The 23,031-nt window shown below is 61.6% G+C and carries 20 protein-coding genes and 1 pseudogene; 18 read left to right on the forward strand and 3 right to left on the reverse strand.

Annotation, left to right across the window (positions count from 1 at the left end):
* The first annotated feature begins 186 nt into the window (after positions 1–186).
* The 6 genes and pseudogenes from JCM17207_RS08420 (at position 187) to pgmB (ending at position 5,985) form a co-directional block, all read left to right on the forward strand.
* A complete protein-coding gene (locus tag JCM17207_RS08420) occupies positions 187–636 on the forward strand; it encodes a MarR family winged helix-turn-helix transcriptional regulator (RefSeq protein ID WP_238317176.1) in 450 nt (149 codons plus the stop codon).
* A complete protein-coding gene (locus JCM17207_RS08425) occupies positions 629–1,933 on the forward strand; it encodes an MATE family efflux transporter (RefSeq protein WP_238317178.1) in 1,305 nt (434 codons plus the stop codon). The genes JCM17207_RS08420 and JCM17207_RS08425 overlap by 8 nt, the downstream gene beginning before the upstream one ends.
* On the forward strand, positions 1,906–2,703 hold the full coding sequence (locus JCM17207_RS08430; protein ID WP_238317180.1) for a carbohydrate ABC transporter permease: 798 nt from the start codon (positions 1,906–1,908) through the stop codon (positions 2,701–2,703). The genes JCM17207_RS08425 and JCM17207_RS08430 overlap by 28 nt, the downstream gene beginning before the upstream one ends.
* A gap of 12 nt (positions 2,704–2,715) precedes the next feature.
* Positions 2,716–3,546 (forward strand): carbohydrate ABC transporter permease, encoded by an 831-nt coding sequence (locus JCM17207_RS08435; RefSeq protein ID WP_238317182.1) that lies wholly within the window; start codon positions 2,716–2,718, stop codon positions 3,544–3,546.
* Between the two features lie 83 nt (positions 3,547–3,629).
* A pseudogene (locus JCM17207_RS08440) lies at positions 3,630–5,306 on the forward strand (glycoside hydrolase family 13 protein).
* Between the two features lie 34 nt (positions 5,307–5,340).
* Positions 5,341–5,985, forward strand: coding sequence for a beta-phosphoglucomutase (pgmB, locus tag JCM17207_RS08445; RefSeq protein ID WP_238317184.1), 645 nt, complete (start codon positions 5,341–5,343; stop codon positions 5,983–5,985).
* Positions 5,986–6,071: 86 nt separating this feature from the next.
* On the opposite strand, the gene trhA is transcribed toward pgmB, so the two are convergent.
* From trhA to JCM17207_RS08460, 3 genes are all read right to left on the reverse strand, one after another.
* Positions 6,072–6,773 (reverse strand): PAQR family membrane homeostasis protein TrhA, encoded by a 702-nt coding sequence (trhA, locus tag JCM17207_RS08450; RefSeq protein ID WP_238317185.1) that lies wholly within the window; start codon positions 6,771–6,773, stop codon positions 6,072–6,074.
* Between the two features lie 259 nt (positions 6,774–7,032).
* The gene (locus JCM17207_RS08455; RefSeq protein WP_238317187.1) at positions 7,033–8,286 is read right to left on the reverse strand and encodes an AI-2E family transporter; all 1,254 of its coding nucleotides are present in this window, start codon (positions 8,284–8,286) and stop codon (positions 7,033–7,035) included.
* Between the two features lie 50 nt (positions 8,287–8,336).
* On the reverse strand, positions 8,337–9,683 hold the full coding sequence (locus tag JCM17207_RS08460; protein ID WP_238317188.1) for a butyryl-CoA:acetate CoA-transferase: 1,347 nt from the start codon (positions 9,681–9,683) through the stop codon (positions 8,337–8,339).
* A 507-nt stretch (positions 9,684–10,190) separates the two neighbouring features.
* Between JCM17207_RS08460 and coaD the strand changes: the two genes are divergently transcribed.
* The 12 genes from coaD (at position 10,191) to rpoD (ending at position 22,802) form a co-directional block, all read left to right on the forward strand.
* On the forward strand, positions 10,191–10,691 hold the full coding sequence (coaD, locus tag JCM17207_RS08465; RefSeq protein ID WP_238317189.1) for a pantetheine-phosphate adenylyltransferase: 501 nt from the start codon (positions 10,191–10,193) through the stop codon (positions 10,689–10,691).
* Positions 10,692–10,793: 102 nt separating this feature from the next.
* Entirely contained in the window at positions 10,794–11,981 is a 1,188-nt protein-coding gene (locus JCM17207_RS08470) for an acetyl-CoA C-acetyltransferase (RefSeq protein ID WP_238317191.1), read from the forward strand.
* Between the two features lie 105 nt (positions 11,982–12,086).
* Positions 12,087–12,872 carry an enoyl-CoA hydratase-related protein gene (locus JCM17207_RS08475; protein WP_238317193.1) on the forward strand — a complete coding sequence of 262 codons (786 nt, stop codon included), beginning with the start codon at positions 12,087–12,089 and terminating at the stop codon, positions 12,870–12,872.
* 52 nt (positions 12,873–12,924) lie between these two features.
* Positions 12,925–13,797, forward strand: a complete 873-nt coding sequence (locus JCM17207_RS08480; RefSeq protein ID WP_238317195.1) for a 3-hydroxyacyl-CoA dehydrogenase family protein — start codon at positions 12,925–12,927, stop codon at positions 13,795–13,797.
* Between the two features lie 102 nt (positions 13,798–13,899).
* The gene (locus tag JCM17207_RS08485) at positions 13,900–15,069 is read left to right on the forward strand and encodes an acyl-CoA dehydrogenase family protein (protein ID WP_238317196.1); all 1,170 of its coding nucleotides are present in this window, start codon (positions 13,900–13,902) and stop codon (positions 15,067–15,069) included.
* A 15-nt stretch (positions 15,070–15,084) separates the two neighbouring features.
* Entirely contained in the window at positions 15,085–15,879 is a 795-nt protein-coding gene (gene acrB, locus JCM17207_RS08490; RefSeq protein WP_238317198.1) for an acryloyl-CoA reductase electron transfer subunit gamma, read from the forward strand.
* 22 nt (positions 15,880–15,901) lie between these two features.
* Entirely contained in the window at positions 15,902–16,996 is a 1,095-nt protein-coding gene (acrA, locus tag JCM17207_RS08495) for an acryloyl-CoA reductase electron transfer subunit beta (RefSeq protein ID WP_238317200.1), read from the forward strand.
* 188 nt (positions 16,997–17,184) lie between these two features.
* On the forward strand, positions 17,185–17,967 hold the full coding sequence (locus JCM17207_RS08500) for a DUF4097 family beta strand repeat-containing protein (RefSeq protein WP_238317201.1): 783 nt from the start codon (positions 17,185–17,187) through the stop codon (positions 17,965–17,967).
* A 46-nt stretch (positions 17,968–18,013) separates the two neighbouring features.
* The gene (locus JCM17207_RS08505) at positions 18,014–18,634 is read left to right on the forward strand and encodes an IMPACT family protein (protein ID WP_238317203.1); all 621 of its coding nucleotides are present in this window, start codon (positions 18,014–18,016) and stop codon (positions 18,632–18,634) included.
* Between the two features lie 225 nt (positions 18,635–18,859).
* On the forward strand, positions 18,860–19,858 hold the full coding sequence (locus JCM17207_RS08510; protein WP_238317205.1) for a deoxyguanosinetriphosphate triphosphohydrolase: 999 nt from the start codon (positions 18,860–18,862) through the stop codon (positions 19,856–19,858).
* A gap of 22 nt (positions 19,859–19,880) precedes the next feature.
* Positions 19,881–21,653 carry a DNA primase gene (dnaG, locus tag JCM17207_RS08515; RefSeq protein ID WP_238317206.1) on the forward strand — a complete coding sequence of 591 codons (1,773 nt, stop codon included), beginning with the start codon at positions 19,881–19,883 and terminating at the stop codon, positions 21,651–21,653.
* A gap of 66 nt (positions 21,654–21,719) precedes the next feature.
* Positions 21,720–22,802: an RNA polymerase sigma factor RpoD gene (rpoD, locus tag JCM17207_RS08520; RefSeq protein ID WP_238317208.1), complete on the forward strand. Its 1,083-nt coding sequence runs from the start codon at positions 21,720–21,722 to the stop codon at positions 22,800–22,802.
* Positions 22,803–23,031 lie beyond the last annotated feature (229 nt).

Here is a 23,031-nt window from a genome sequence, read left to right on the forward strand (position 1 = left end):
TTCCTTAGAAAGAAAAATCGCTGAAGTATCATACAAAGCCGCTTTGCATTCTTTGAATTGATTGTTGCAGGAGCTGCCTGGCCTGAAAAGGGCCGGGCAGTTCTTTTATTTTTTGAAGAAAAATCCTCAAATCTTATTGCGCACGCAATAAGATGTATAATAGACGCCGACAGGAGGCGAAAGAGATTGAAATCGTTGAAATGGTTGTCCGTTGCGGACCGGTTTACAAAATCCTATATGGACGAGCGGCTGGCTCCTTTGGGGATCAACAGCAGCCAGCATATGTATCTTCTCAAGGTGTGCGATCACCCGGGAATTTCCCAGGATTCGCTGTTGAACACCGTCTATGTCCACCCCAGCAATGTGGTGCGGATGGTGGCGGCGCTGGAAAAGAAGGGCTTTTTGACCCGCACGCCCTGCCAGCAGGACAAGCGCACCTGGCAGCTTTATCCCACCGAACGCGCCCTGGCCATCGCGGAACAAATCCGGGCCATCTGCGCCGAGACAGAGGCGGTTCTTCTGGAGGGGCTCACCGAAGAGGAGCGGGCGGTGTTTCAGGGCATGCTGACCCGGGTCGGAAAGAGCATTGCGGCAAAACAAGGGGTTGCACGATTGGAGGATGAATTTGATGAGTGAAAATCCACTGGCGTATGAAGATATTTCCAAATTGCTGAAGGGCTTTGCCATCCCCAGCATCACGGCGACGCTGGTCAGCTCTCTCTATAATATTGTGGACCAGATTTTTATTGGCCAGGGGGTAGGGTATCTGGGCAATGCGGCCACCAATGTGTCCTATCCGCTCTCCACCATCTGCCTGGCCATTTCGCTGCTGCTGGGCATCGGCAGCGCCGCGCGGTTCTCCCTTTACCTGGGCAAAGGGGAACCGGACAAGGCCGCCCGGCTGGCGGGCAACGGCGTTTTGCTGATGGCCGGGGCGGGCGTGCTCTACCTTGTGATCGGGGAGGCCTTCCTCACGCCCCTTCTGCGGGTGTTCGGCGCCACCGAGGAGGTTCTGCCCTACGCCCAGCAATACGCGGGGATTGTGCTGCTGGGCATGCCCTTTCTTATCCTGACCAACGGCATCAGCAACCTGATTCGGGCGGACGGAAGCCCCCGGTATTCCATGCTCTGCATGCTGGCGGGCGCCATCGTCAACACCATCCTGGACCCGGTGTTCATCTTCGGGATGAAATGGGGGGTGTTCGGCGCCGCACTGGCCACCATCCTGGGGCAGTTCCTCTCCTTTTTTATGGCGATGCGGTATCTGTGGCATTTCAAGACCATTCGCATAACCCGGCAATGCTTTGTTCTGGATCTGCGGGACAGTCTGCGCACCTTCTATATGGGAATCAGCAGCTGCATCAACCAGGTGGCCATTACCCTGGTTCAGATTGTCCTGAACAACTCCCTGACCTACTACGGCGCAGCGTCCATTTACGGCACGGACATCCCGCTGGCCGCCTGCGGCATTGTGATGAAGACCAACGCAATCCTCCTCTCCATCATCGTGGGGATCTCCCAGGGGGTGCAGCCCAGCATCGGGTTCAACTACGGCGCCAAAAAATACGATCGGGTCCGCCGGGCCTATCTGCTGGCCATTCAATGGAATTTTGCGGTCTCTGCGGTGGGGTTTGTTCTGTTCCAGTTCCTGCCGGGGCCCATCATCTCCATCTTCGGCAGCGGCGATGAGCTGTATTTCGAGTTCTCCATTCTGTTTATGCGGACCTTCCTCTTTATGGTGCTGGTCAACGGCGTCCAGCTCCTTTCCTCCAATTTCTTTACCGCCATCGGCAAGGCGCTGAAGGGGCTTCTGCTCTCTTTGACCCGGCAGGTCTTTTTCCTGATCTCTTCCTGCTGCCCGCCATCATTATCCTGGGCATCTTCATCGGGATCGCCGCAGTGTATGTGGTCTACCTGTCCTTCCACAAGGTGAACCTCTTCACCAACAGCTTTACCTTCGTTGGCCTGGACAACTATCTGCGGCTGTTCACCGACGAGACCGCCCGCAAGGCCCTGACCAACACCCTGTCCTTCTCGGTGGTGGTGGTGCCCTGCCAGACCGTTATTGCGCTGATCATCGCCAGCGTTTTGAACAGCAAGATCCGGGGCAAATACTTCTTCCGGGCGGTTTACTTCCTGCCGACCCTGACCTCCAGCTCGGCGCTGACCATCATCTTCATGTTCATGTTCAGCGTCACCGGCCCGATCAATATGATGCTGATCCGGGCGGGGATTCTGCCGGTGGGCGGCGGAATCAACTTCCTCGAGAATCCGGATTTCGCCCTCAAGGTCATTATGGTGATGAATATCTGGTCCACCGTGCCCCAGTACACCACCATGTACCTGGCCAGTTTGCAGGACCTGCCCGTCTCCCTCTATGAGGCGGCGGAGATCGACGGCGCCAACACCCTCCAGAAATTCACCAACATCACCATCCCCTACCTGAAGCCCATCACCACCTATGTTCTGCTGACCGGCATCATCGGCACTTTGCAGATGTTCGACCAGGCGTATATCTTCTCCAACGGCTCGGGCGGCCCGGCCAACAGCACCCTGACCGTTTCTCTGATGGTCTATCGCTACGCCTTCGGCACCAACAACGCCATGGGCTATGCGGCCTGCATCGCCATCATCCTGGCGCTGGTCATTATGGCCGTGTCGATGATCGCCGAGAAGCTCAACAGCTCTGAGAGATGGTATTAAGGAGGCGGAATCATGAAACCTAAAATGTCAGTCGGCCGCGCGCTGCTGTACGCCGTCCTGCTTGTGTATGTGTTCGTCACCCTTTACCCCTTCCTGTGGATGGTGGCCGCATCCTTTAAGCCTCTGCGGGAGATCGTGGGCGGCAACATGGGTCTTATTTCGGAGAATATGACCCTGGAGAACTACACCACCATCTTCGGCCACAGCTCGCTGTTTCCCCGGTGGTTCCTCAACTCTCTGTTTGTCGCCCTGGTGGGCACCGTGATCAACGTCTTCATCAACTCCATGGCGGGTTACTCCCTGAGCCGGCTGTCTTTCCCCGGCCGGGACAAGATCTACCACGCCCTGCTGCTTTTGATGATGATCCCCGGTCAGGTGCTGCTGATCCCCAACTACCTGCTGCTGAAGGATTTCGGGATGCTGGACTCCTTCACCGCGCTGATCCTGCCCTCGGCGGCCAACATCGGCAACATCTTCCTCATGCGGCAGTTCTTCATCAACTTCCCGAAGGACGTCTGTGAGGCGGCGGAGATCGACGGCCTGAGCCGGTACGGCGTTTTCTTCCGGATCGCCATGCCTCTGGCCCGGCCCACCATCGCCACCACCGCAATCTTCGGCTTTATGGGCTTCTGGAACGCCTTCACGGCCCCGATGCTGTACATCAAGACCGCGTCGAAGTACACCCTGACTCTGGGCCTCCAGAGCTTCCAGTCCCAGAACGCTGGTACCATGTGGAACCAGGTGATGGCCGCAGCCTGCATCTCGGTGCTGCCCATCATCCTGCTCTATCTGATCTTTAACAAATTCTTTATGGTTGGCCTCCGTATGGACGGCGAAAAGTAACCCTGAGGGATCGGTCGTATGTGCGGCGCAGCCACCAGACGCCGATCCCTTTTTTATGTGTGTTTTGGAAAAGGAGACCGCAAATGAAAAAGGCATGGTGGAAAGAGAGCGTTGTCTACCAGATCTACCCCCGCAGCTTCCAGGACTCGAACGGGGACGGCATGGGCGATCTGCCCGGCATCCTCAGCCGGCTGGACTACCTCAAGGAGCTGGGGGTGGATGTGCTCTGGATCTCTCCGTTTTACCGCTCCCCCGGCAAGGACAACGGCTACGACATCAGCGATTATCAGGACATCTAGCCGGATTTCGGCACGATGGAGGACTTTGAGCGGCTGCTGGCCGAGGCCCACAAACGGGGCCTGCGGGTGGTGATCGACCTGGTGGTCAACCACACCTCCAACGAGCACCCCTGGTTCAAGGAGAGCCGCTCCAGCCGGGACAACCCCAAGCGGGACTATTACATCTGGCGGGACGGCAAGGACGGCAACCCGCCCAACAACTGGGGCTCCAACTTCTCGGGCAGCGCCTGGACCCTGGACGAGACGACCGGCCAGTATTACCTGCACACCTTCGGCGACTTCCAGCCCGACCTGAACTGGGATAACCCCGCGGTCCGGGAGGAAGTGTTCCGGATGATGCGCAGGTGGTGCGACAAGGGGGTGGATGGCTTCCGGATGGACGTCATCAGCATGATCAGCAAGACCCCCGAGATGCCGGACGGGGCGCTCAAACCCGGCAGCATTTACGGCAATTTCGGCCCCTATGTGGTCAACGGCCCCAACGTCCACCGGTATCTCCAGCAGATGAACCGGGAGGTCCTCAGCCGGTACAACCTGCTGACGGTGGGGGAGTGCGCCGGTCTGACGGTGGACCAGGCCTGCCTCTACGCCAACGAGGAGGGCACCGAGCTGAGCATGGCGTTCCAGTTCGAGCACATGGACCTGGACGGCGGCGAGAGCTTTAAATGGAACACCCGCAAGATCGACATTGTGGCCCTGAAAAAGCTGCTGACCAAGTGGCAGAAGGGCCTGGAGGGCCGGGCTTGGAACAGCCTGTACTGGTGCAACCACGACCAGCCCCGGATCGTCTCCCGGATGGGGGATGACTCCACCCCCGAGCTGCGGGAAAAGAGCGCCAAAACCCTGGCCCTCTGCCTCCACATGATGCAGGGCACCCCCTACGTCTACCAGGGCGAGGAACTGGGCATGACCAACGTGCCCTTCGGCGGGCTGGAGGATTTCCGGGATGTGGAGAGCATCAACGCCTACCACGAGCTGACCGAGGCGGGAACAATGACCCCCGAGCGGATGCTGGAGTGTCTGCGCTACAAGAGCCGGGACAACGCCCGCACCCCCATGCAGTGGGACGCCAGCCCCAACGCCGGGTTTACCACCGGCACCCCCTGGATCAAGACCAACCCCAACTACCCCCAGATCAACGCCGCCGAGCAGCTGGGCCGGGAGGATTCGGTCTTCCATTTCTACCAGAAGCTGATCCGCCTGCGGCACGAAAACGAGATCATCGTCTACGGCAGCTATGACCTGCTTTCGCCGGAGGATCCCCAGCTCTACGCCTACACCCGCACCCTGGACGGGCAGAAGCTGCTCTGCGTCTGCAACCTCACCGGCCGCCCGGCGGAGTATGAACTGCCCGCCGAGTTCGCCGCCGGACGGCAGCTGATCGCGGTGGGCCAGCCGGTCCGGGAGGGAAATCAAGTCCATCTGGGCCCCTGGGACGGCTTTGTCTTAGTGAATTTCTGATCCAAACACAACCGAAAAAAGGAGATAAACAACCATGAAATACAAGGCAATTATTTTTGATCTGGACGGCGTCATCTGCTTCACCGACGAGTACCACTACCTGGCCTGGAAGAAGATGGCCGACGACCTGGGGGTCTACTTCGACCGCACCATCAACAACCGGCTGCGGGGCGTCTCCCGGATGGAGAGCCTGGAAATCGTTCTGGAGCGGTACGACGGCCCCGCTCTGACCCAGGAGCAGAAGGTGGAGCTGGCCACCAAGAAGAACGACCTCTACCGCGAGAGCCTGCACCAGCTCTCCCCGGCGGACCTGTCCGCTGAGGTGAAGGACACCCTGGACGCTCTGCGGGCGGCCGGCCTCAAGCTGGCCATCGGCTCCTCCAGCAAGAACACCGCCTTCATCCTGGGCCAGCTGGGTCTGGGGAACTACTTCGACGCGGTGAGCGACGGCAACAACATCACCAACTCCAAGCCCGATCCCGAGGTCTTCCTGAAGGCCGCCGAGATGCTGGGCCTGGACCCCAAGGACTGCCTGGTGGTGGAGGACGCCGTCTCGGGCGCCCAGGCCGGCCATGCGGGCGGCTTCGAGGTGGCCTGCGTGGGCGACGCCTCCAAGGCCGGCGCCGGTGACTACAACATGGGCAGCTTCCAGGAGCTGCGCCAGGTGGCCCTGAACTAATTAAGCCATTCTCCTAATCCAAAACCCCCGCCGGGGACAGCCCAAGAGGCCGCCCCCGGCGGGGATTTTTGTTGGCTGTATTAGGGTCAGCCCAACAGATAGACGTACATGACGATATAATGGCAGAGGCTGCCGGCCATGACGAAGAGGTGAAAAATCTCGTGCATCCCGAAGTTGGGGTGCCGCCGCTCGAACTCCGGGCGCTTGAGGGCGTAGATGACGCCCCCCGCCGTATAGATCAGCCCCCCGGCCAGCAGCCAGCCGAAACAGGCACCCGACAGGCAGCCCAGCAGCTGGGGCAGGGCAAAAACGCAGGCCCAGCCCATGGCGATATAGAGGACCGAGGAGACCCATTTGGGGCAGAACACAAAGAAGAACATGGAGCAGGCCCCCAGCAGGGTGCAGCCCCAGATGACCCCCAGCAGGACAAGGCCCGAAAACCGGGGCAGGGCCAGCAGGCAGACGGGGGTATAGCTGCCCGCAATCAGCACAAAGATCATCATGTGGTCGATCTTTTTCAGCAGGGTTTCCCGGGGGCTGCGGGGGGAGATGGTGTGGTAGGCGGCGCTGGCGGCGTAGAGCGCCACCAGACTGACGGCGTAGACGATCATGGACACCAGGGCCAGCGGTTGGCCGGACTGGCCCGCTTTGATGAGAAGGGGGATGCCTGCCCCGGCAAACCCGATGGCGCCGATGAAATGGGAGATGGCGCTGGCCGGGTCCTTGAGATACAGGGTATGGCGGCGAAGGGGATTGGGCTGGCGGGAAGAGGCGGCAGACAGATTCATGATTCGATCATCCTTTCCTTTGTGGGGCATGGAGTATGGGGTATACAGCCCGGCCGGAAACGCCGATGGTGCGGCGGTTTTCGACAGCATAAGTTGTAAATAGCTTTTTATCGGGTTTTAAAAAACCTGTTATAAGCTACTGTACATCACGAGCCTTCCCATGTCAAGCCCAAAATGAACCTGTCAAAGGCTGGAAACAACAAAAAAGAAAGCGGCGCGCCGGACAGAACCGTCCGGCGCGCCGTTTGCGCGGTGGGAATTATTGGGTTTTGCCGCGGCGGGCGTGGGCCGGCGGCGGGGGAGGGCAGCCCGGGTCGTCCGGGTCGCCGAAAGCCTCGTGGTAGTCGAGCAGCATCTGCTGCTGGCCGTTGAGGCACAGGCCGTGGAAGATCAGCTTTTTCAGCATGTCGTAGATCACCGCGAAGAGGGGCACGCCCACGATCATGCCCACAAAGCCCCACAGCCCGCCGAACAGCAGGATGGAGAACAGCACCCAAAAGCTGGAAAGCCCGGTGGTGTTGCCTAGGATCTTGGGGCCGATGACGTTGCCGTCCAGCTGCTGCAAAATCAGGATGAAGAGCACAAACCAGATGGCTTTGATGGGGTCCTCGATGAGGATGAGCAGGGTGGCGGGCACCGCCCCGATGAAGGGCCCGAAGAAGGGGATCACGTTGGTGATGCCCACGATGGCCGATACCAGCAACGCGCTGGGGAAGTTGACGATCAGGCAGACGATATAGCACAGCACCCCGATGATGGCGGAGTCCAGCAGTTTGCCGTTGATGAAGCCCCCGAACATCCGGTCGGCGTAGGCCAGCTCGTCCAGGATCAGCCCGGCCCAGCGGGGTTTGATCACGCTGTACAACAGGATCTTGGCCTGGTGGGCGAACCGCCGGCGGCTGGCCAGCAGATAGACCGCCACGAACAGGCCGATCAGCAGGTTTTTCACCCCGATGATGGCGTTCCAGACGCTCTGGCCCACCCCGCTGACCAGGTCCTGCATGTAGGGAACCATGGTGTTGTTGACCCATTTGCCCACACTCTCGGACAGGGCGTCGTAGGCCTCGATCAGGAAGTTGCGGATCATCTCATTGTCGGCGAAATACTGGCCGCTCAGCCAGCTCACCAAGGCGTCCAGCCGGGCGGGCAGGGTGGCCGAAAGGGTCAGGATGCTGTTGTACAGCTGGGGAATAATCATCAAAAGCAGCGCATACACCAGCAATATACCGAACAGGATGCTGCCGGTCACCGAGACCGGCCCCACCACCCGGTGGTACCGGGGGGGCAGCGCCTGGCGGAGGCTGCGGTCCAGAAAGTTGCACACCGGTTTAAGGGCGTAGGCGATGGCGCCGCCGTAGATGAAGGGCATCAGGATGCCCGCCAGCTCGCTCACGGCGTCCCCCAGGCCCTTGAACCGATAGATCAGAAAGAACAGCAGGATGCTCAGGCTGATGGCCCCGAACCCCGCCAGCATGGCGTAAAGATAGGGTTTGATGTGCGGTCGTTTGTCCATAGATTACTCCTGTCCCACCCGGGGCGCAGGAATACCCCCTGGTGCGAATTTTAGATTTTGTTGCTCCGGCGCCAGATGTTCATCTTGGCGGCCTGGGCGATCAGATCCTCCCGGAAATCGGGGTGTGCCAGGTTGATGATGGCCTCCGCCTTCTGCCAGGTGGACAGGCCCTTCAGGTTGACGCAGCCGTACTCGGTGCACAGGTAATGCACGTTGGCCCGGGTGTCGGTGACGATGCTGCCGTTTTCCAGGGTGGGGCGGATGCGGCTCTCCAGCTGGCCGGTCTTCCGGTTCATGAAGGTGGAGGACAGGCAGATAAAGCTCTTGCCGCCCTTGGAGAGGTAGGCGCCCAGCACAAAGTCCAGCTGCCCGCCGGCGCCCGAGATGTTCCGGATGCCGGCGCTCTCGGCGTTGATCTGGCCGAACAGGTCCACATCCACCGCGTTGTTGATGGAGATAAAGTTGTCCAGCGCGGCGATGGTGCGCACGTCGTTGGTGTAGTCCACCGGGGCGGACATGCACTCGGGGTTGTCGTTGAGGTAGTCGTAGAGCTTCTGGGTGCCGGCGCCGAAGGCGTAGACCTGGCGGCCCTTGTCGATCTGCTTGCGATTGCCGGTGATCTTGCCCGCCTTGGCGATGTCCACAAAGGCGTCCACGTACATCTCGGTATGAACGCCCAGGTCCTTCAGGTCGCTCTGGGCGATCAGGCTGCCGATGGCGTTGGGCATACCGCCGATGCCCAGCTGGAGGCAGGCGCCGTCCGGGATCTGGGGCACCACCAGGTTGGCCACGGCCAGGTCCACCGCGCTGGCGGGGCCGGCGGCGGCCATCTGGCCCAGCGGGGGGTTGTTGCCCTCCACAATGGCGGTCACCTGGCTGATGTGGATGCCGTTCTCCATGCCGCCCAGGCAGCGGGGCATGTTCTGGTTCACCTCGACGATGATGGTCTTGGCCTTCTCGCAGACCGCGGCCAGGTGGCTGGCGCTGGGGCCAAAGTTAAAGAAACCGTGCGCGTCCATGGGGGCTACCTGGAACACCGCCACATCCAGCGGGTCCTTGCTCTCCCGGTAGTAGCGGGGCAGCTCGGAATAACGGATGGGGCAGTAGAAGGAGAAGCCCTGGGCCACCGCTTTCCGCTCGATGCCGCCCATGTGCCAGCTGTTCCAGGTCAGGTGGGCGGCGGGGTCCTCGATCTGGAAGATGGCGGGCACCCACATCAGGATGCCGCCCCGGAAGTTGACCCCCTCCAGCTGGGGCATCCGTTTGGCCAGGGCGGCGTCCACCGCCACGGTGGTGTTGACGGCCCAGCCGTAGTCCACCCAATCGCCGCTCTTGACCAGGGCGGCAGCCTCGTCGGCGGTGGTCAGTTTCTGCGCGTACAGTTCCTTATAATCCATTATAAACCATCCTCTCCTGCTTTGAAACCAAAGTTTTGTAAAAATTTAAAAAAGCCGACAAAAATCGAACATCCGCCGCACACAAACACCCTCTATACTATGGGTCAGAGGGCGGCGAAACCGCACCCGCGGCCCGCCCCGGCGGAAAACCCCCGCGCCGAAAAAGGCGAACCAGCGTTTGATATAGACAAATCGCTCCGGGGGATTGCACTATTAGTTATAACATTAACAATGTTCGGAATCAATAGCAAAGCATAAAAAAACGCGCTCTTAGCACAATCACTAAAATAGCATGAAAACTGTTTAGATAGTTTGGTGGTTCCGAGGTTAAAAAATTGTCAAAAATACTTGATAAAATTTTGACGATATGATTTACTTATATTGCCGCAAGACGAAGGGCTCCGGCGGCCCAGACAGCCGCCCGCCGCTCTTGTGGGAAAGCCCGGGACGTGTTATCATGGCAGCAGAGTTATCATGCGCCTCGGCGCAGTACAGGAGGCTAAACCCATGGCGACAGCGATTTACCCCGGCTCCTTTGACCCGGTCACCCGGGGTCATCTGGATATCATCAAACGGGCGGCGAAAGTGAACGACCGCCTGATCGTAGCGGTCCTCATCAACAGCGCCAAACACCCCCTTTTCACCGTGGAGGAGCGGGTGGCCATGTTACAGGAATGCTGCAAGGGCATCCCCAACGTGACGGTGGAGAGCTTCGACGGCCTGACCGTTGAGTTCGCCAAAAAGCGCCACGCCACCGTGATGGTGCGGGGGCTGCGGGCGGTGACGGATTTCGAGAACGAGATCCAGCTGGCCCAGACCAACCACGCACTGATGCCCGGCGTCGAGACGATGTTCCTGGCCACCAGCATCAAGTGGAGCTATCTGTCCTCCACCATTGTCAAGGAGGCCGCCCGCTACGGCAGCGACATCAGCAAGTTCGTCACCCCCAACGTGGAGCAGGCCGTCCGCGAAAAATACGCGGCGCTTCAGGCCAAGGACGAGCTGTGAGCCGCCCCGCTCTTATTTCGGTCAAAATGCCCTGTGCATTTTCATACACAAAGCGAATCCATTCACCCAACATACACAACACAAAACAGGAGGCTATCTACCATGAAAAAGATCGTCATTGCGTCCGCATGCCGTACCGCCATCGGCAAGTTCGGCGGCACCCTGTCCAATGTGCCCGCAGCTGAGCTGGGCGCCACCGTCATCAAGGAGGCCATCAACCGCGCCGGCCTGAAGCCCGAGCAGGTTGACCACGTCTACATGGGCTGCGTCATCCAGGCCGGCCTGGGCCAGAACGTGGCTCGTCAGGCTTCCCTGAAGGCTGGCCTGCCCGTTGAGACTCCCGCTGTGACGGTCAACGTGGTCTGCGGCTCCGGCCTGAACTGCGTGAACATGGCTGCTCAGATGATCGAGGCCGGCGACGCCGACATCGTGGTCGCAGGCGGCACCGAGAACATGGATATGGCTCCCTTCGCTATGATGAAGGGCCGCTACGGCTACCGCATGGGCTACCCCATGGGCAAGAGCGAGCTGGTGGACACCATGGTCAACGACGCTCTGTGGGATGTGTTCAACAACTACCACATGGGCATCACCGCTGAGAACGTCGCCGAGCAGTGGGGCCTGACCCGTGAGCAGCTGGACGAGTTCGCTTACAACAGCCAGGTGAAGGCTGACGCTGCCATCAAGAGCGGCGCCTTCAAGGACGAGATCGTCCCCGTCGTCATCAAGAACAAGAAGGGCGACATCATCTTCGACACCGACGAGGGCCCCCGTCTGAGCGCTCCCGAGGTTCTGGCAAAGCTGAAGCCCGCCTTCAAGAAGGACGGCATCGTCACCGCCGGCAACTCTTCCGCCATCAACGACGGCGCAGCCGCTGTGGTTGTCATGAGCGAGGAGAAGGCCAAGGAGCTGGGCATCACCCCGATGGCTACCTGGGTTGGCGGCGCTCTGGGCGGCGTGGATCCCTCCATCATGGGCGTCGGCCCCGTGGCTGCTACCCGCAAGGTTATGGCCAAGACCGGCCTGACCGTGGCTGACATGGACCTGATCGAGGCCAACGAGGCTTTCGCTGCTCAGTCCCTGGCCGTGGCACACGACCTGGAGTTCGACATGAGCAAGGTCAACGTCAACGGCGGCGCCATCGCTCTGGGCCACCCCGTCGGCGCTTCCGGCTGCCGCATCCTGGTCACCCTGCTGTATGCGATGAAGCATCGCGGCGCCAAGAAGGGTCTGGCCACCCTGTGCATCGGCGGCGGCATGGGCTGCTCCACCATCGTCGAGATGGACTAATTCACCCGATTTTCTGAAGCGATTCCGGGCGCGCCGGGCGGGGGAAAGCCCCCCGCCCGGCGGCGGCCCGCTCTATAAAAGATGATTTGATTGGAGGTTTTCACAATGGCTTTTGTAAAAACCGAAGTGCAGGGCGCCGTTGAGGTCATCACCATCGACCGTCCCAAGGCACTGAACGCGCTGAACCCCGAGGTTCTGGCCGACCTGAAGGCCGCTTTCGAGGCGGTGGACCAGAACACCATCCGCTGCATCGTCCTGACCGGCGAGGGCGACAAGAGCTTTGTCGCTGGCGCGGACATCGGCTCCATGAGCACCATGACCAAGGCCGAGGGCGAGACGTTCGGCAAGCTGGGCAACGACATCTTCCTGATGATCGAGAATTTCCCCATCCCCGTCATCGCAGCCGTCAACGGCTTCGCTCTGGGCGGCGGCAACGAGCTGGCCATGAGCTGTGACATCCGCCTGTGCTCCGACAACGCCGTCTTCGGCCAGCCGGAAGTGGGCCTGGGCATCACCCCGGGCTTCGGCGGCACCCAGCGCCTGGCCCGTCTGGTGGGCATGGGCATGGCAAAGCAGCTGGTCTACTCGGCCCTGAACATCAAGGCCGACGAGGCTCTGCGGATCGGCCTGGTCAACGCTGTGTATCCCCAGGCTGAGCTGATGGAGAACGCCCTGAAGCTGGCCGGCAAGATCGCCAAGAACGCCCCCATCGCCGTCCGCAACTGCAAGAAGGCTATGAACGAGGGCATCAGCCTGCCGATGGATCAGGCCGTCGTGGTGGAGGAGAAACTCTTCGGCGACTGCTTCGAGACCCACGACCAGGTGGAGGGCATGGCTTGCTTCCTCTCCCGCGAGAAACCCAAGCCCAAGGCTGTCTTTACCAACAACTGATCCGTATTCGACCTTTTAATAGACGATTGACAGATAAAAGGAGATTGTACTTATGAAAATCGGTGTTATCGGCGCTGGCACCATGGGCCAGGGCATCGCAAAGGCATTCGCACAGGTGGAGGGCAACACCGTTGCTCTCTGCGACATCAAGCAGGAGTGGGCCGAGAACGGCAAGGCCAAGATCGAGAAGGGCTACGCCAAGCTGGTCGCTAAGGGCAAGATGACCCAGGAGAAGGTGGACGCCATCTGCGCCGCCATCACCCCGGGCCTGAAAGAGGACCTGTGCGCCGACTGCGACCTGATCGTCGAGGCTGCCTTCGAGGATATGAAGGTCAAGCAGACCACCTTCGCTGAGCTGGACAAGATCTGCAAGCCCGAGTGCATCTTTGCCTCCAACACCTCTTCTCTGTCCATCACCGAGATCGGCAAGGGCCTGAGCCGCGAGCTGATCGGCATGCACTTCTTCAACCCCGCCGACCGCATGAAGCTGATCGAGGTCATCGCCGGCTGCAACACCTCTGCTGCCACCGTCGAGAAGATCAAGGAGATCTCTGTGGCCATCGGCAAGCAGCCCGTCCAGGTCAACGAGGCCGCCGGCTTCGTCGTCAACCGCATCCTGATCCCCATGATCAACGAGGCCGCCTTCATCAAGATGGAGGGTGTCTCCAACATCGCCGGCATCGACGCCGCCATGAAGCTGGGCGCCAACCACCCCATGGGACCCCTGGAGCTGGGCGACTTCATCGGCCTGGACATCTGCCTGGCCATCATGGACGTCCTGTACAAGGAGACCGGCGACAGCAAGTATCGCGCCTGCCCGCTGCTCCGCAAGATGGTCCGCGGCGGCAACCTGGGCTGCAAGAGCGGCAAGGGCTTCTATGTCTACAACGCTGACCGCACCAAGACCCCCGTTGACGAACTGTAAGTTTTAAATCCTGTTTCTCCCGGCCCGAGACCCGGGTCGGGAGGAATTTGTTTTGTGCGGGCCCAGCGCCCGGTAAATCTGTGATCCAAGGAGGATACAGCGATGGATTTTACTCTGTCCAAGCAGCAGCAGATGGTGCAGAAAATGTACCGCGAATTTGCTGAGAACGAAGTCAAGCCCCTGGCCAAGAAGGTTGACGCCGAGGAGTATTTCCCCAAGGAGACCGTCGAGAAGATGGCCAAGCTCGGCATGATGGGCATTTATTTCCCCACCTCAGTGGGCGGCGCAGGCGGCGACGTGCTGTCCTACGTCATGGCCGTCGAGGAGATGAGCAAGGTGTGCGGCACCACCGGCGTTATTCTGTCGGCCCACACCAGCCTGTGCGCCGCTCCCATCTATGAGAACGGCACCCCCGAGCAGAAGGAAAAGTACCTGCCCAAGCTGTGCAGCGGCGAGTGGCTGGGCGCCTTCGGCCTGACCGAGCCGGGCGCCGGCACCGACGCCCAGGGCCAGCAGACCTACGCTGTGGATGAGGGCGACCACTGGCGCCTGAACGGCTCCAAGATCTTCATCACCAACGCCGGCTATGCCGATGTGTTCATCATCATCGCCGTCACCGGCACCGTGGTGGACAAGCGCGGCCGCAAGAGCAAAGAGATCTCCGCTTTCATCGTGGAGCGCACCGATCCCGGCTTCAAGGTCGGCAAGCCCGAGGACAAGATGGGCATCCGCGGCTCCTCCACCTGTGAGCTGATCATGGAAGACTGCATCATCCCCAAGGACCGCCTGCTGGGCGTCAAGGGCAAGGGCTTCCAGCTGGCCATGGCTACCCTGGACGGCGGCCGTATCGGCATCGCTTCCCAGGCTCTGGGCATCGCCGAGGGCGCCATCGAGGAGACCGTGGCTTACGTCAAGGAGCGCAAGCAGTTCGGCCGCAGCATCGCCCAGTTCCAGAACACCCAGTTCGAGCTGGCTGAGATGAAGGCCCGTGTGGACGCCGCCAAGTACCTGGTCTACGCTGCCGCCATGAAGAAGCAGCAGGCCATGGACGGCGCCAAGGTCCGTTACAGCGTCGAGGCTGCCGAGGCCAAGCTGGTCGCCAGCCGCACCGCCAGCGACGTGACCCGCCGCTGCCTGCAGCTGTTCGGCGGCTACGGCTACACCCGCGACTACCCCATCGAGCGTATGATGCGGGATGCCAAGATCACCGAGATCTACGAGGGCACCAGCGAAGTGCAGATGATGGTTATTTCCGGCGCTCTGCTGAAGTAAGGAGGCAAGTGTACAATGAAAGCAATTGTTTGTGTCAAGCAGGTCCCCGATACCTCCGGCAAAGTGGCCGTGAAACCGGACGGGACCCTGGATCGTGCCTCTATGGCAACCATTACCAACCCCGATGACCTGAACGCTCTGGAGGCCGCCCTCAAACTGAAGGACGCCACCGGCTGCGAAGTCGTGGTCGTCACCATGGGCCCCCCGCCGGCCGAGGGCATGCTGCGCGAGCTGCTGGCCCGGGGCGCTGACCGTGCTGTCCTGATCTCCGGCCGTGAGTTCGGCGGTTCCGATACCTTCGCCACCAGCCAGATCATCGCCGCCGCCATCAACAAGATCGGCGTTGGCCCCGAGGACGTGGTCTTCTGCGGCCGCCAGGCCATCGACGGCGACACCGCCCAGGTTGGCCCCCAGATCGCTGAGAAGCTCCACCTGCCCCAGGTGACCTATGTGGCCGACATCCAGAAGGACGGCAACACCCTGACCGTCAAGCGTATGCTGGAGGACGGCTACATGATGGTCAAGGTCCAGACCCCCTGCCTGCTGACCTGCATCAAGGAGCTGAACCAGCCCCGTTACATGAGCATCAACGGCATCTTCACCTGCTACGACAAGCCGATGGAGGTCTATGATTACAACGCTCTGAAGGATGACCCGCTGATCGAGGTGGACACCATCGGCCTGAAGGGCTCTCCGACGAACGTCTTCAAGTCCTTCACTCCTCCGCAGAAGGGCGCAGGCACCATGCTGACCGGCGACGACGTGGCCGCCCAGCTGGCTGGCGTTCTGGCCAAGAAGCATCTGATCTGATCGAAAGGAGCATAGGATTACAATGGCTGATTTTAACGAGTACAAAGGCGTCTGGGTCTTCTGCGAGCAGCGCCAGGGCACTCTGATGCCCACCGATTTTGAGCTGGTCAGCGAGGCCCGCAAGCTGGCCGACGAGCTGGGTACCGAAGTCACCGGCCTTTTGCTGGGCGATCAGGTCGAGGGCATCGCCAAAGAGCTGGGCGGCTACGGCGCCGACAAGGTTCTGGTCTGCGAGAGCCCCCTGCTGAAGGACTACACCACCGACGCTTACGCCAAGGTGGTCTGCGATATGGTCAACGAGTACAAGCCTGAGGTGCTGCTGATCGGCGCCACCAACATCGGCCGCGACCTGGGCCCCCGCTGCGCCGCCCGTCTGCACACCGGCCTGACCGCCGACGCCACCCACCTGGACATCGACACCAAGAAGTACGTTGACTTCCTGGCCGAGAGCTCTACCATCGACCTGTCCAAGCAGACCTTCGACTACGAGGACCGCAACCTGAAGATGACCCGTCCCGCCTTCGGCGGCCACCTGATGGCTACCATCATCTGCCCCCGGTTCCGTCCCCAGATGTCTACCGTCCGCCCCGGCGTTATGAAGAAGGCTCCCTACGACGCTGCCAAGGCTGAGGCCTGCCAGATCGTCAAGCCCGCCTTCGAGCTGACCGCCGCCGACATCAAGACCGAGGTCCTGAGCGTGGAGAAGGCCGCCAACAAGCTGGTTGACCTGATCGGCGCCGACGTCATCGTCTCGGTGGGCCGCGGCATCTCCAAGGACGTGGAGAAGGGCATCGCCCTGGCCGAGCAGCTGGCTGCCGCTCTGGGCGGCGGCGTCGTGGGCGCATCCCGTGCCGTTACCGACGCAGGCTGGATGACCTCTGACCACCAGGTTGGCCAGACCGGCAAGACCGTCCACCCCAAGATCTACGTTGCCCTGGGCATCTCGGGCGCCATCCAGCACACCGCCGGTATGCAGGATTCCGAGTGCATCATCGCCGTCAACAAGAACGAGACCGCGCCCATCTTCGGTGTGGCCGACTACGGCATCGTGGGCGACCTGTTCAAGGTTGTTCCCGAGCTGATCAAGGAGATCGAGGCTGCCAAGGCCGCCAAGTAATCTCCCTGGAGTTTAAGCGACATTTTCCCCCATTCGGGAGAGCAGTGAAGGCTGCTCTCCCTTTTTTGTTGGGTTTTTGCGAAAAAAGCGCCGCTTGCGCAAACGGGGTTTTATGCTATACTTTCCTTAATAGAAACGGGATTTGACGAAATCGCGGACAAGAAGGAAAAATAGAGGAGGGAAAAGCCATGTCCAAATGGTCTGCAAAATGTCTGGGAATGGTCGCCGCAATGGGGATTCTGGCCGGCGCGTCCCTGCCGGTCTCTGCGGCAGAGACGGAAGCCATGGCCCGCCAGTACGAGACGGCCCAGACCGTCAAGGCTGTGGTAATCGACGCCGAAAATACCGATCTTGTGATTCAGAAAGGGAAGGGCAATAAGGTCCAGGTGGACGGCTCGGCCGACCCTTACGGCACCTACGAGTATTCCTTTGCGCTCAAAGACGGGGTCCTCTCGATCCAGGTGGAGAGCCTGGAAGGGGAGGAAGTAGAGGACTGGGGCTTCGAGCGCGCCATCGTCGTCAGCGTGGAGGGCGCGGGCAAAAATGCCCGCACCTTCATCTGGGACAACCAGGTGACCGTGACCCTGCCGGATCGGCTCTACGACCGGATCGAGGTGGAAAGCGAAAACGGCAGCATCGAGATAGGGGAGATCGAGGCGGAACAGATCTCTCTGGAAGGGGACAACGGCGACATTACCCTGACGGGCACCGCCGGGAAGGAGATCGCCGCCCACACCCAAAACGGGGATGTGGTTCTGGAAGAGCCGGACGGGATGCAGTATGACTGCACCACCAAAAACGGGGACATCAAGGCCACTCTGACCGGCACCCGGGCGGATTATCAGATCGCCACAAAAGGAAAGATGCGCCTCAGCGGCCTGTGGGGGGACGAGAAGGACGCCGGGGCAGAAAAGATCCCGGCCAAGTTCGAGACCGAAAACGGGTATATCGAGGTGCATTTCGCCGGGTGACCGGACCGCAGGATTTTGGAAAAACGAAAGCAGGAGGAAACAGGGGATGGAGGATTACCGCACCGTCCGGGGCGTCTCGGTGGGGGAATATGAGGAGAAAAAGAGCCGCTTTATTGCACAGCTCTCCTTCGCGGACAGCGAGGAGGCGGCACTGGCCTTTTTGGAGCAGGTGCGGGCGGCCAACCGCACCGCGCGGCACAATGTATACGCCTACCGCCTGCGGGAGGGCAGCCGGGAGCGGTATTCCGACGACGGCGAGCCCGCCAAAACCGCCGGCACCCCGGCGCTGGAGGTGCTCCAGCACAGCGGCCTGACCGATTTGATCGTGGTCATCACCCGGTATTTCGGCGGGGTATTGCTGGGCACCGGCGGGCTGGTGCGGGCCTATACCACCGCCACCGCCCGGGCGCTGGAAAACGCCGAGATCGTCACCGTCCGCAGCGTGGTGGCATTGCAGGTCACGGTGGATTATTCCCTCTATGAGCGGGCGGCCCTGCTGATCCAGGCCGCGGGGGCCAAGATGGCGGACCCCGAGTTCACCGACCGGGTCTCTCTGCGCTGGCAGATGCCCCAGGGCACCGAGCCCCCTCTGCTGGAACAGCTGCGGGAGCTGACCCGGGGCGGGGCAAAGGTGGAGGTTTCGGCGCCCTTTTACGCGGCGTTCTGAGCCCGACCAACCGGCGAAAGGAGGGGGCCGGGTGTCATAAACGGGCCGCCCCCGGGAGAAAAATACCTTACAGCACGAATCGGCACGAAAAGTTTTAATCCAGAGGCGACAAAACCCTGCCCCCTTTGACAAGGCGGATGTGGTATTCTAACAGCGTCCCACACTGGGCGGCTGTGCCCCGCCGGGCGTTTTGGCGCGCCTCTTGCAGAAAGGCAGGCGTTTGGGATGGAAGTACGCGAACGAACCGAACAGATCGAGCGGCAGACCCTGGCCCCCTGGGCCAGTTTCAGCGACGGGAGCCGGGGCCGAACCCGCCCCGAACCGGCGGACCCCATCCGCCCCGTCTACCAGCGGGACCGGGACCGGGTCATCCACAGCAAAGCCTTCCGGCGGCTGAAACAGAAAACCCAGGTCTTTCTCTCGCCGGAGGGGGACCTCTACCGCACCCGGCTGACCCACACTCTGGAGGTGGCCCAGATTGCCCGGACCATCGCCCGGGCCCTGCGGCTCAACGAGGACTTGACCGAGGCCATCGCCCTGGCCCACGATTTGGGCCACACCCCCTTTGGCCACGCCGGGGAGCGGGCGCTGGATAAGCTCTGCCCCGGCGGGTTCAAGCACTACGTCCAGAGCCTGCGGGTGGTGGACAAGCTGGAAAAGGAGGGCCAGGGCCTCAACCTGACCTGGGAGGTCCGGAACGGCATCGTCACCCACACCAAGGGTACCTGGGCGGCCACCCCCGAGGGGCGGATCGTCCGGATGGCGGACCAGATCGCCTATGTCAACCACGACATCGAGGACGCCGTCCGGGCCGGGGTGCTGGACCCCCGGATCATCCCCCGGGAATGCACCGAGATTCTGGGCCAGACCAAGTCGGCCCGGATCACCACCATGATCCAGAGCATCCTGGCCCACAGCCAGGATGACGTCCAGGTGGGCCCGGTGGAACAGGGGGCCTTTCTGATGCTGCGGGACTTCATGTACGCCACCGTCTATGTGGACAAGACCGCCAAGAGGGAAGAGCAGAAGGTGGAAAAGGTCCTGACCGAATTGTACGAATACTACCTGACCCACCTGGACCGGATGTCCAACTTTTATTTGCAGCTGGCCTACCAGGAGGGGGGCGACCGCGCCGTCACCGATTATATCAGCGGCATGAGCGACGAGTTCGCCATTCGGGTGTTCGAGGATGTTTTTGTGCCCAAGAAATGGCATGTGCTCTGACCGGAGAGGAAGTTAAACCAAGATGATACCACACGAATATATCGAGGAGCTGGTCCGCCGCAGCGACATTGTGGATGTGGTGGGCAGCTATGTCCAGCTCAAGCGCAAGGGGCGGCTGTACGGGGGGCTGTGCCCCTTCCACAGCGAGAAAACCCCCTCCTTCTACGTCTACCCGGACACCCAGAGCTTTTACTGCTTCGGGTGCGGGGCGGCGGGGGATGTGATCGGCTTTATCCGCAAGATCGACAGCATCGATTACCGGGAGGCCGTCAAGCTGCTGGCGGGCCGGGCGGGGATGCCCGAGCCCACCGAGAACGACGAGACCGGCCGGATGCGGAGCCGGGTGCTCTCCATGAACAAGGAGGCGGCCCGGTTCTTCTACGCCTGCCTCAACTCCTCGGTGGAGGAGGCCGCCCAGGCCCGGGCCTACTGGCGCCGCCGGGGGCTGGACGACCGGACCATCGCCCGGTTCGGGCTGGGGTACGCCCCCAACAACGGCAGCGCCCTCTACAACCACCTGCGGGACAAGGGCTACACCCAGCAGGAGCTGGACGCCAGCGGCCTTTTTAAGCGCAGCCAATCCGGGCGGCCCTACTGCCTGTTCTGGAAGCGGGTCATGACCCCGATCTTTGATCTGCGGGGGAACGTGATCGCCTTCGGCGGGCGGGTGATGGACGACTCAAAACCCAAGTACGTCAACAGCCCCGAGACCCTGGTCTACCACAAGTCCGAGACGGTGTTCGCCCTCCAGCTGGCCAAAAAGAGCAGCTCCCGGCGGTTCGTCCTCTGCGAGGGGTATATGGACGTCATCAGCATGCAGCAGGCGGGGATCGACACCGCCGTCTGTGCCTGCGGCACCGCCCTGACCCCCGACCAGGTCCGGCTCATCAGCGAGTACGCCGAGGAAGTGATCCTCAGCTACGACTCGGACGAGGCCGGCCAGAAAGCCACCCTCCGCTCCCTGGAGCTGTTCCGCAACAGCCCGGTGAAGGTGGGGGTGCTCCAGATCCCCGGGGCCAAGGACCCCGACGAGTACATCAAGAAATACGGCGCCGACCGGTTCAAGGCCCTGCTGGACGGGGTGGGCAACGCCCTGGATTTCCGGCTGGGACGGCTGCGAGGGAAATACGACCTGAAACAGGACTCCCAGCGGCTGGAGTACATCAAGGAGGCGGTGGAACTGCTGGCAGCGGACAGCACCCCCACCGAACAGGAGGTCTACGCGGGCCGTCTGGCGGAGGAGACCAACATCTCCAAAACCGCCATCATGGCCCAGCTGGAAACGGCGGCCAAACGGGCCGGGGCCAAGCGGCGCTCCGCCCGCCAGCGGGAGCTGCTCCACTCGGGAGAGATGGACACCCTCAAGGTGCCCTACCAGGCCGGGGGCCAGCAGGCCCTGGGGGTGGCCAGCGCCCAGCAGCAGCTGATCGCGGCCGTCCTGCGGGAGCCGGACTACCTGAACCAGGTGGCCAAAGAGCTGGCCCCCGAGCAGATCCTGCTGCCCGAGATGCGGGAGGTCTACGAGGCCATGCTCCGCTGCCGGGCCGAAGGGGCGGAGATCAGCCTGCCGGTGCTGAGCCAGACCCTCAGCGAGAAGGCCGTGAATGAGCTGGGCCGTCTTGCGGCAAAATACAACGATGTAGCCTGCACCGCAGCCGACGTGCGGATGCACCTGGACCGGATCGCCCGGGGGACCCCGAAATCCAGCCAGGCCGCCGGTATGTCCTGCGATCAAATCCAGCAGTATCTCCAGTCGATGCGAGACAAAAAGGGGGGCAGCTCCGGGGAGGAGTGAGCCCGCTTCTCCTTCGGCTGGGCCGGGCGGCCACCGCCCCCCAAGGGAAGGAGAAGAGACAATACCATGCAGAAACTGTCGCAGACCGAGCAGCTGGCCCGGCAGCTGGCAGCCCGGGCCGAGCACCACACCCTCCGCCCGGACCAGGTCAGCCAGGCCCTGGAAGAAGCAGACCTCACGGTGGACCAGTTGGAGGAGCTCTACGCCGCCCTGGAGCGGCGGGGGGTCCGGCTGGCCGAGGAGGAGCCCGAAGAGCTGGCGGTTCTGGACGAAAACCAGATCGGCCGGCTGGAAAATGAGCTCTCGGCAGAGGGGGTCACCCTGGACGACCCGGTGAAGGTCTATCTGAAAGAGATCGGCCGGGTGCCCCTCTTGACGGCGGAGGAGGAGGCCGCCCTTGCTCGGGCTGCCCAGGCCGGGGACGAGGACGCCCGCCGCCGCCTCAGCGAGGCGAACCTCCGGCTGGTGGTGTCGGTGGCCAAACGGTATGTGGGCCGGGGGCTGCAATTTTTGGACCTGATCCAGGAGGGGAACCTCGGGCTGATGAAGGCCGCCGAGAAGTTTGAGCCGGACCGGGGGTTCAAGTTCTCCACCTATGCCACCTGGTGGATTCGCCAGTCCATCACCCGGGCCATCGCCGACCAGGGGCGGACCATCCGGATCCCGGTCCACCTGGTGGAGAGCATCAACCGGGTGAAAAAGACGGCGGGGGAGCTGCTCCACAAAAACGGCCGGGAGGCCACCGCCGAGGAGATCGCGGCCCAGCTGGACATGGAGCCGGACCGGGTGCGGGAGCTGATGCAGCTGTCCCAGGAACCCATCAGCCTGGAAACCCCGGTGGGGGAGGAGGAAGACGCCCATCTGGAGGACTTCATCCGGGATGAATCGGTGGGCATCCCCGCCGACGAGACCGGCCGCCAGCTGCTCCACCGGGAGCTGGTGGCGGTGCTCAAGAGCCTGACCCCCCGGGAGGAGCGGGTTTTGACCCTCCGGTTCGGGCTGGAGGACGGCCGGGCCCACACGTTGGAGGAGCTGGGCCGGGAGTTCAACGTCACCCGGGAGCGAATCCGCCAGATCGAGGCCAAGGCCCTGCGCAAACTGCGCCACCCCAGCCGCGCCAAGCGCCTGCGGGATTACCTGGAAGAATAAATGAGAGCAAAAGAAAAACGCTGCCGGCAGTGAACCGCTCCAGTAAAAGTAGACAGTGAAAAAAGAAGGCCTCCTGTGGTTGAACCGCTCCAGTAAAAGTAGACAGTGAAAAAAGAAGGCCTCCTGTGGTAGAATAAAACTACTACAGGAGGTCTTTGCTATGCCCAGAAAATACAGCCACATTCAGGAACACGAGAAGGAAATAATAGAGCTTCGCAGCCAGGGAATG

Origin of the sequence: Faecalibacterium gallinarum (assembly GCF_022180365.1) — a bacterium.
Lineage (GTDB): Bacteria > Bacillota > Clostridia > Oscillospirales > Ruminococcaceae > Faecalibacterium > Faecalibacterium gallinarum.

Bases quoted from the DNA above. Each gene is read 5' to 3' on its own strand.
- JCM17207_RS08425 (WP_238317178.1), top strand. From the start codon at position 629: ATGAGTGAAAATCCACTGGCGTATGAAGATATTTCCAAATTGCTGAAG.
- JCM17207_RS08435 (WP_238317182.1), top strand. From the start codon at position 2,716: ATGAAACCTAAAATGTCAGTCGGCCGCGCGCTGCTGTACGCCGTCCTG.
- pgmB (WP_238317184.1), top strand. From the start codon at position 5,341: ATGAAATACAAGGCAATTATTTTTGATCTGGACGGCGTCATCTGCTTC.
- trhA (WP_238317185.1), bottom strand. From the start codon at position 6,773: ATGAATCTGTCTGCCGCCTCTTCCCGCCAGCCCAATCCCCTTCGCCGC.
- JCM17207_RS08455 (WP_238317187.1), bottom strand. From the start codon at position 8,286: ATGGACAAACGACCGCACATCAAACCCTATCTTTACGCCATGCTGGCG.
- JCM17207_RS08460 (WP_238317188.1), bottom strand. From the start codon at position 9,683: ATGGATTATAAGGAACTGTACGCGCAGAAACTGACCACCGCCGACGAG.
- coaD (WP_238317189.1), top strand. From the start codon at position 10,191: ATGGCGACAGCGATTTACCCCGGCTCCTTTGACCCGGTCACCCGGGGT.
- JCM17207_RS08470 (WP_238317191.1), top strand. From the start codon at position 10,794: ATGAAAAAGATCGTCATTGCGTCCGCATGCCGTACCGCCATCGGCAAG.
- JCM17207_RS08475 (WP_238317193.1), top strand. From the start codon at position 12,087: ATGGCTTTTGTAAAAACCGAAGTGCAGGGCGCCGTTGAGGTCATCACC.
- JCM17207_RS08480 (WP_238317195.1), top strand. From the start codon at position 12,925: ATGAAAATCGGTGTTATCGGCGCTGGCACCATGGGCCAGGGCATCGCA.
- JCM17207_RS08485 (WP_238317196.1), top strand. From the start codon at position 13,900: ATGGATTTTACTCTGTCCAAGCAGCAGCAGATGGTGCAGAAAATGTAC.
- acrB (WP_238317198.1), top strand. From the start codon at position 15,085: ATGAAAGCAATTGTTTGTGTCAAGCAGGTCCCCGATACCTCCGGCAAA.
- acrA (WP_238317200.1), top strand. From the start codon at position 15,902: ATGGCTGATTTTAACGAGTACAAAGGCGTCTGGGTCTTCTGCGAGCAG.
- JCM17207_RS08500 (WP_238317201.1), top strand. From the start codon at position 17,185: ATGTCCAAATGGTCTGCAAAATGTCTGGGAATGGTCGCCGCAATGGGG.
- JCM17207_RS08505 (WP_238317203.1), top strand. From the start codon at position 18,014: ATGGAGGATTACCGCACCGTCCGGGGCGTCTCGGTGGGGGAATATGAG.
- JCM17207_RS08510 (WP_238317205.1), top strand. From the start codon at position 18,860: ATGGAAGTACGCGAACGAACCGAACAGATCGAGCGGCAGACCCTGGCC.
- dnaG (WP_238317206.1), top strand. From the start codon at position 19,881: ATGATACCACACGAATATATCGAGGAGCTGGTCCGCCGCAGCGACATT.
- rpoD (WP_238317208.1), top strand. From the start codon at position 21,720: ATGCAGAAACTGTCGCAGACCGAGCAGCTGGCCCGGCAGCTGGCAGCC.